A 7,316-nucleotide genomic window follows, 5' to 3' on the forward strand; every position below is an offset into this window, starting at 1 on the left:
GCCCGGCTGCTGTCAGCGCGCCGCCGGTGGGGGGCGACGCCTCGCATGCGGACGGCACTGACCGAAACCGCATGGTTGGTATCTAATCTAGCCCCTTGACCGACCCCGCCGTCCAGCGGGGAGGACCCCCGTCCAAGGTCTGCCGTCCCCCGGGCGGGCATTACCCCAGTCCAGGGGCCGGGTAGCGTGGTTGTGCCGGGCTGCGCGGCAGGAGCCACCCCAGACGCAGAAGAGAAACCGGGTGGTCTGTATGTTTTGCCTAGCGTCCGTACCGGCCGCTCGACCGACACCCTGGAGTAGGGCCCGTCATGCCATTGATCGTAGAGCCGGACTTCCACGGTCCGTACGCCCACCCCGGTCCCGGCTACGACTTCCACGAGCGGACCGTCTCCCGCCACCTGGTGCACCGCACCTCGGTGTCGGAGGTGTTCCTGACCGGCTGGCAGGCCACCGGCCCGTACGACTTCCTCCTCGGCGCCCAGTGGCCCCGGCTGCACGGCTTCTACCGGCTGCCCGGTGACCGCTACCACGACCCGCTGCTGCTGGCCGAAACGATTCGGCAGGCCGGACTGCTGATCGGCCACGCCGGATTCGGGGTGCCGCGCGACCACCAGTTCGTCATGGAGGACCTCTCCTACGCCCTCGCCCCGGACGGGCTGCGCACCATCGCCGTCACCGACGAACCCGCCTCGCTGATGCTGGCGGTCCGCTGCGAGGACGTCCGGATGCGGCACGGGCGGCTCGTCTCGCTGCGGGTGCACACCGAGGTCACCCGCGCCGGCCGTCCGGTCGGCCACGGCACCGGGCAGCTGCGGGTCGTCTCCCCCGCCTCGTACGCACGGCTGCGCGGCCCGGGGCCGCGGGGCGCCGTGCCGCCCGCACCGCCCGCGCCCACCGCGCCCGAGCTGGTCGGCCGCGCGCACCCCGGGGACGTCGTGCTGAGCCCCACCCTGCGCCCCGACACCTGGCTGCTGCGCACCGACGCCCGGCACCCGGTGCTCTTCGACCACGCGCTGGACCACGTGCCCGGGATGCTGATGCTGGAGGCCGCCCGGCAGGCCGCCCAGCGGCTCCGCCACCCCGAACCGGTGGTGCCGGTCGAGTTCGTCAGCTCCTTCGACCACTACATCGAGCTGGACCGGCCCTGCCTCGTCCGGGCCGTCCACGAGCAGGCGCCGGACGGGCGCCGGCTGCCCGTCCGGGTGCTGCTGGTCCAGGACGGGCGCACGGCCGCCGACTGCCGGCTGCTCACCGAGCCGATCGACGGGCCCGCCGACGGCCCCACCGACGGGCCGGCCGACCGCCCGGCGGGGCGCCCGACGGTGCCCACCCGGCGGGAGCCCTTCGAGGACCGCCCCGCCGAGCCCGTCCTGGGCGGCCCCCGACTGCCGCTGGCCAGCTGAGCCGTGTCCGGCCCCGGCCGGACACGGTCAACGCCCGTCCGGCCCCGGCCGGCGCCCCGCGCGCCGGCGGCCGGTCAGGCGGCGACCAGGGCCGACGGCCGCCCGGCGTGCATCACGCTCAGGTTGGCCGCCAGCCGGACCGGGTCCTGGGCCAGCCAGAGCCGCAGCGCCGCGCCCAGCGCCGCGCTGGCCGAATCGATCCGGACCTCGGTGACCTGCGCGATCCGCGCCGCGCCGGGCACCAGCAGGTCGGCCAGCGGGGTCGGCAGCCAGACCGTCAGCGCACACGGCGCCGGCGTGGCGAGGGCCCCCAGCAGCCGGTAGGCGTCCCCCGGCGCGCTGAGCACGGGGATGATGTCCAGCAGGCCGTCGGCCACCACCTCGGACACGTCGCTGCGGTGTCCCTGGGCGAGCCGGCGGAGCAGCATGCGCTCGGCGGCGGTGATTCGGACGGTCAGCATGACCTCGTCGCACTCCATTGCGCGATTTCCTCCTCGTTCCTCCCCGTGCCGGCACCGACGGCCGGCACGAACTACCCCTGTCGCACCTCGGCCCGGCCACCTTCTGCGGAGAGCCGGGCCGGTGGGTGACTGTGCCCCGGTCAGATCCCCGCGTACGAGTGCTTGCCGGTGACGAAGATGTTCACGCCGTAGTAGTTGAAGAGCCAGCAGGCGAAGGCCGCCAGCGCCAGGTAGGCCGCCTTGCGGCCCTTCCAGCCGGCCGTCGCCCGGGCGTGCAGGTAGCAGGCGTAGGCGACCCAGGTGATGAACGACCAGGTCTCCTTCGGGTCCCACTCCCAGTACTTGCCCCAGGCCGCCTCGGCCCAGATCGCACCCGCGATGATGGTGAACGTCCACAGCGGGAAGACCAGGGCGTTGATCCGGTAGGACAGCTTGTCGAAGGTCGACGCGGCCGGCAGGCGGCGCCAGACCGACGCCGGGGTGCCCAGCGGGCCGCTGGTCAGGCCGGCCGCCATCCGCTTGTCGAAGGCGTCCTTGCCGAGGTACAGCAGCGTGGCGATGAACGCCGCGTAGAAGGCGCCGCCGCAGAAGATCGCGGTGGAGACGTGGATCGCCAGCCACGGCGAGTGCAGCGCCGGGACGAGCTGCTCGGAGTCCGTGTACAGCACCGTGGTGGCGATGCCGAGCGTCAGCAGCCCGGCGAGGACGACCGGCAGGCCCAGCCAGCGGACGTTCTTCCGCGCGGCCAGCAGCACCAGGTACGCCGCCGTCATGGCGAAGGCGAAGGCGCAGGAGAACTCGTACATGTTGCCCCACGGCCAGCGGGACACCGACAGGCCGCGGGTGACGATGCCGCCCGCGTGCAGCAGCGCGCCGAGGACGGTCAGCGAGACCGCGATCCGGCCGGCCAGGTCGGCCCGGTCGCTGGTGCCGGCCGCGCCCGGGCCGTCCTCCTCGTCCGCGCCGCGCCCGCTGGTGACCACCGTCGCGCCCGCGCCCGCCACGGCGGTGCGGGTGAGCGTGGCGGTGCCGCCGCCGGCCTTGGCGACGGTGACGGTCACCTTCTTCGTGCCCTTGGCGTCCGCCGCGGCGACGGTCTCGGCCAGGCTGCCCGACTGCTCCGTCGAGCGGACGGCGACGGCGCCCTTGCTGCCGAAGGTCCACTCGATCATGTGGGCGAACATGGCGAGCGTGTAGACCACCATGGCCGAATAGATCAGCTTGTTGGAGAGGTCGGCCAGCTGTGGGTCGACCCCCGAGGCGAGATGCACCGTCTACTCCTTGGAGTTCTGGTCGGCAGGGGCTGCGGGTTGCGGGGGTGCTTCCGGGGCCGTGGCGGTCTCCGGTCCCGGGCCTCCGGGACCCGGCTCCCCGGGTGCGGTACCGTCCTCGTCCTCCGACGCCGGGGCGTCGTCCTGGAGGTCCACCGCGAGTTCGGCCAGCTCCTCGGCGATCTTCGCCGACTCGCTGCGGGCCAGTCCGGCCAGCTCCACCTGGGTGCCGCCGCCGGGCAGGGCGACCGCCCGGACCCAGATCCGGCGGCGCTGCACGAACAGCGAGCCGATCAGACCGAGGATCGCCAGCACCGCACCGGCCAGGGCGATCGAGTTGCCCGGGCGGTGCGAGACGTTGAAGCTGGCCCACTGCTTGTAGCCGTCGAAGGTGACGCTGCCGTAGCCGTTCGGCAGCTCCCAGGCCTGGCCGGGCTTGAGCCGGGCCTTGGCGGGCTGGTCGTCCTGCGTCAGCTGGGTCAGCTTGCGGGTGTTCAGCTGGTAGATGTTCTGCGGCAGGCCGGAGTCGGTGCCGAGGTCGCCGGCGAAGGCGTTCAGCACCAGCTCGGGGGCCGCGTCGCCGGGGAACAGGGACACCGGCCCGGTGCCCTCGAAGCTCAGCGGGGCGGTCGGCAGGAAGAAGCCGGAGAAGCCCAGCTGGGTCCTGCTGCCGTCGGGCCCGGTGCCGTAGTCCGAGACCTTCACGACGCCCGTGGAGGTCAGGTTGCCGTCCTGCGGGAGGAACGGCGTGGCGCCCTGGTAGACGACCTCGCCCTTGCCGTTGCGGACGGTGATGACGGGCGCGTAGCCGTGCCCGATCAGGAAGACCTTGCTGCCGCCGATCTCCAGCGGGTGGTTGACCTCGATGGTGCCCTTGCTGCGCTTCGACGCGTCGCTGCCCGTCGAGTACTCGACGTTCGCGGTGAACTGCCGGGCGGCGCCGATCTGGTCGCCCTTGTCCTGGAACTTGGCGGTGAAGCCGTCCAGCTTCAGGTAGAAGGGGTCGAGGTCCTCGTTGCCGTAGAAGCGGGTGCCGTTGAAGTCGTCGAGCTGGGTGATCGTGTTGGAGTACCCCTCGCCCTCGACCATCAGCTTGCCGCCGGTGCCGGAGGCCAGGCTGGCCCAGGCGAAACCGCCGAGCAGGGCGAACAGCGACATGTGGAAGAGCAGGTTGCCGACCTCGCGCAGGTAGCCCTTCTCGGCGGCCACCGAGCCGCCGGCCAGGTTGGCGCGGAAGCCGCGCTTGCGCAGCAGCCGGTGGGCGGCGGCGTTCACCGCGTCGGGGTCGGCCGCGGTGCGCCAGGCCGCGTGCACCGGCATCCGGGTCAGGTTGCGCGGCGCGGCCGGCGGCTGGGCCCGCAGCACGCCGACGAACTGCCAGGTGCGCGGGACGATGCAGCCGGCCAGCGAGACGAACAGCAGGATGTAGATCGCCGAGAACCAGACCGAGCTGTAGACGTCGAACAGCTGGAGCTTCTCGTAGACGGGCGCGACGGTGGCGTGCTGCGCCTTCCAGGCCTCGACCTTCAGCTGGCCCTGGCCGTTCTGGTACTGCGGGATCAGCGAGCCGGGGATGGCGGCCAGCGAGAGCAGGAAGAGCAGGATCAGGGCGACCCGCATCGAGGTCAGCTGGCGCCACATCCAGCGCGCCCAGCCGAACGCCCCCATGCCGGCCGGTCCGTCGGACTCGACCGGCGCGGTGCTGAGCCGCTCGGCGGCCGCGTCGTCCGGAGCCTGGGGCGGCTCGGTCTCGGTCGTGGTGTTGCTCACGGTCAGATTCCGATCCGGAAGTCGGCGGTCCAGGTCTGCAGTTCGCTCATCATCGAGTCCCAGACACCGGTGACGAGCAGCAGACCGACCGCGACGAGCATGCCGCCGCCGATCCGCATGACGAGCGGGTAGTGCCGTTTGACCCACCCGAAGGCGCCCAGCGCCCGGCGGAAGGCGACGGCGGCCAGGATGAACGGTACGCCCAGCCCGAGGCAGTAGAAGGTGGTGAGCAGCGCGCCACGCTGGGCGTCGGCCTGGTTGAGCGCGAGGTTCTGCACCGCGGTGAGGGTCGGGCCCATGCACGGGGTCCAGCCGACGCCGAAGACCACGCCGAGCATCGGCGCGCCGAGCAGGCCGACCGCCGGGCGGCGGTGCGAGCGGACCTCGCGCATGCTCAGCCCGGGCACCAGGCCCATGAAGGCCAGGCCCATCACCACGGTGAGCGAGCCCAGCACGATGCTGATCGTCCGCTTGTAGTCCTGCAGCTCCTGGCCGAAGTAGCCGAAGAGCGCCCCGGTGGAGACGAACACCGCGGTGAAGCCCAGGATGAACAGCACCACGCCGAGCAGCATCCGGCCGCGCCGCGAGCCGCGGGCGTCCGCGAGGTCGGCGGCGGAGAACCCGGTCACGTACGAGAGGTAGCCGGGCACCAGCGGCAGCACGCAGGGCGAGAAGAACGACGCCAGCCCGGCCGCCAGCGCGACCGGGGCGGCCACCAGCAGCGCCCCGCTCTGGACGGTCGTGGTGGTGTCGGCCAGGTGCGCGCCGGCCAGCTGGAGCGCGGCACTCACTGCTTCTGCTCCGCGACCACCGGCTGCAGGATCGACTCCAGCGCGTCCTCCACCGTGCCGCCGACGGCCCGGGCCGCCAGCTTGCCGTCGCGGTCGACGATGAGGGTGGTCGGGATGGACTGCGGGTTCAGGCTGCCCTTGGGGAACTTCAGCAGCTGGGTGCCGGCCGGGTCGAAGATGCTCGGGTAGGTGACGCCCTTCTCCTGCTCGAACCGGACGGCGTTGGCCTTCTCGGTGTCCCGGGTGTTGACGCCGAGGAACTGGACGCCCTGGTCCTTGTACTTCTCCGAGACCCGCTGCAGGTCGTCCGCCTCGCCCCGGCACGGCCCGCACCAGGAGCCCCAGACGTTCAGCACCACGACCTTGCCCCGGTAGTCGGAGAGCTTCACCTGGGCGCCGTCCAGCGTCTCGCCGGAGATGTCCGGAGCCTCCTGGCGGTGGCCGGCCTCGGCCTTGGAGACGTTGGTGCCCTTGACGGTGACGAAGCCCAGCTGGCTCTCACCGCTGCTGGACGAGCCCGAGGAGGAGCAGCCGGTGAGGGCGAGCGCAGCGGCGGCGGCGGTGGCGGCGGCGGCTGCGGCGACACGGGGACGGGGGCGCGCCATGGCAGACATGTGAAAAGTTTCGCATGGAGTCCCGGGAGGGTTCGGGGGGGTCCTGCCTTGCGCGTCGCACCCCTCCTGACCTGCGACTGGACCGGACCGCCCGGCGTGCGCCGGGCGGTCCGACCCCATACTTACGCACCGCTTACGCGCCGTCCGTGCGGGGCGTGAGCGGGGCGCGCGGGGCCCGGGCCCGCTCAGGCGCCGAAGCTCTTGCCGACCGGCTTGTCGCCCTTGCGGCCCTTGCCCACCAGGTGCGCGGGCAGCAGGTCGCGGGCCGGCTCGCGGTAGCCGACCGAGACGATCCTGTCGCCCTCGAAGGTGAAGCTGGTCAGCGAGGCCAGCGAGCACTGCCGGTTGCGCGGGTCGTGCCAGAGCCGGCGGCGCTCGACGAAGGAGCGGAGGATCCAGATCGGCAGCTGGTGGCTGACGCAGACCGCCTCGTGCCCGCGCGCGGCGTCCCGGGCGGCGCCGAGCGCGCCCATCATCCGCACCACCTGGTCGAGGTAGGGCTCGCCCCAGGAGGGCTTGAACGGGTTGGTGAGGTACTTCCAGTAGCCCGGGTTGCGCAGTGAGCCGTCGCCCACCCCGAAGGTCTTGCCCTCGAAGACGTTCTCCGCCTCGATCAGCCGCGCGTCCGCCGCGACCTCCAGGCCGTGCGCCTTCGCGATCGGCTCGGCGGTCTCCTGGGCCCGCTCCAGCGGGGAGGCCACCACGTGGGTGATGTCCCGGCCGGCCAGGTCCTCGGCCACCCGGTCGGCCATCCGCCGGCCCAGTTCGGACAGGTGGTAGTCCGGCAGGCGGCCGTACAGGACGCCCTCCGGGTTGTGCACCTCACCGTGCCGCATCACGTGGACGACGGTGATCTCTTCGGCGCTCACTTCTCGGTACTCCTGGGAATCGGGGTGAACTGGGGCGTGGCCAGGGCGTGTCTTTCGGATCACGTCGGATCAGCGGGCGTCGTTGGGGTGCGTGCATCGGCGGCGCCGAGGAGGGAGTCCATGCGGTGGGGGCACCT

7 protein-coding genes are annotated in these 7,316 nt (G+C 72.6%); 1 reads left to right on the top strand and 6 read right to left on the bottom strand.

Annotated elements, in window-relative coordinates:
• Positions 1–308: 308 nt before the first annotated feature.
• Positions 309–1,403: a ScbA/BarX family gamma-butyrolactone biosynthesis protein gene (locus ACIA8Q_RS09735; RefSeq protein WP_360219141.1), complete on the top strand. Its 1,095-nt coding sequence runs from the start codon at positions 309–311 to the stop codon at positions 1,401–1,403.
• Positions 1,404–1,477: 74 nt separating this feature from the next.
• Here ACIA8Q_RS09735 and ACIA8Q_RS09740 read toward each other — a convergent pair whose 3' ends face one another.
• From ACIA8Q_RS09740 to ACIA8Q_RS09765, 6 genes are all read right to left on the bottom strand, one after another.
• Complete coding sequence (locus tag ACIA8Q_RS09740; RefSeq protein ID WP_360219144.1) at positions 1,478–1,864, bottom strand: hypothetical protein; 387 nt, start codon at positions 1,862–1,864, stop codon at positions 1,478–1,480.
• 140 nt (positions 1,865–2,004) lie between these two features.
• Positions 2,005–3,135, bottom strand: coding sequence for a c-type cytochrome biogenesis protein CcsB (gene ccsB / locus ACIA8Q_RS09745; RefSeq protein WP_360219147.1), 1,131 nt, complete (start codon positions 3,133–3,135; stop codon positions 2,005–2,007).
• 3 nt (positions 3,136–3,138) lie between these two features.
• Positions 3,139–4,905 (bottom strand): cytochrome c biogenesis protein ResB, encoded by a 1,767-nt coding sequence (locus ACIA8Q_RS09750; RefSeq protein ID WP_360219150.1) that lies wholly within the window; start codon positions 4,903–4,905, stop codon positions 3,139–3,141.
• Between the two features lie 2 nt (positions 4,906–4,907).
• The gene (locus ACIA8Q_RS09755; protein WP_360219153.1) at positions 4,908–5,696 is read right to left on the bottom strand and encodes a cytochrome c biogenesis protein CcdA; all 789 of its coding nucleotides are present in this window, start codon (positions 5,694–5,696) and stop codon (positions 4,908–4,910) included.
• Positions 5,693–6,310 carry a TlpA disulfide reductase family protein gene (locus ACIA8Q_RS09760; RefSeq protein ID WP_360219156.1) on the bottom strand — a complete coding sequence of 206 codons (618 nt, stop codon included), beginning with the start codon at positions 6,308–6,310 and terminating at the stop codon, positions 5,693–5,695. The genes ACIA8Q_RS09755 and ACIA8Q_RS09760 overlap by 4 nt, the downstream gene beginning before the upstream one ends.
• Before the next feature lie 185 nt (positions 6,311–6,495).
• Entirely contained in the window at positions 6,496–7,146 is a 651-nt protein-coding gene (locus tag ACIA8Q_RS09765) for a histidine phosphatase family protein (RefSeq protein ID WP_360219192.1), read from the bottom strand.
• Positions 7,147–7,316: the final 170 nt, after the last annotated feature.

This window comes from Kitasatospora sp. NPDC051705 (assembly GCF_044453265.1).
Lineage (GTDB): Bacteria > Actinomycetota > Actinomycetes > Streptomycetales > Streptomycetaceae > Kitasatospora.

Excerpts from the sequence above, each read along its gene's own strand:
- ACIA8Q_RS09735 (WP_360219141.1), top strand. The coding sequence starts at position 309 with ATGCCATTGATCGTAGAGCCGGACTTCCACGGTCCGTACGCCCACCCC.
- ACIA8Q_RS09740 (WP_360219144.1), bottom strand. The coding sequence starts at position 1,864 with ATGCTGACCGTCCGAATCACCGCCGCCGAGCGCATGCTGCTCCGCCGG.
- ACIA8Q_RS09760 (WP_360219156.1), bottom strand. The coding sequence starts at position 6,310 with ATGTCTGCCATGGCGCGCCCCCGTCCCCGTGTCGCCGCAGCCGCCGCC.
- ACIA8Q_RS09765 (WP_360219192.1), bottom strand. The coding sequence starts at position 7,146 with ATGCGGCACGGTGAGGTGCACAACCCGGAGGGCGTCCTGTACGGCCGC.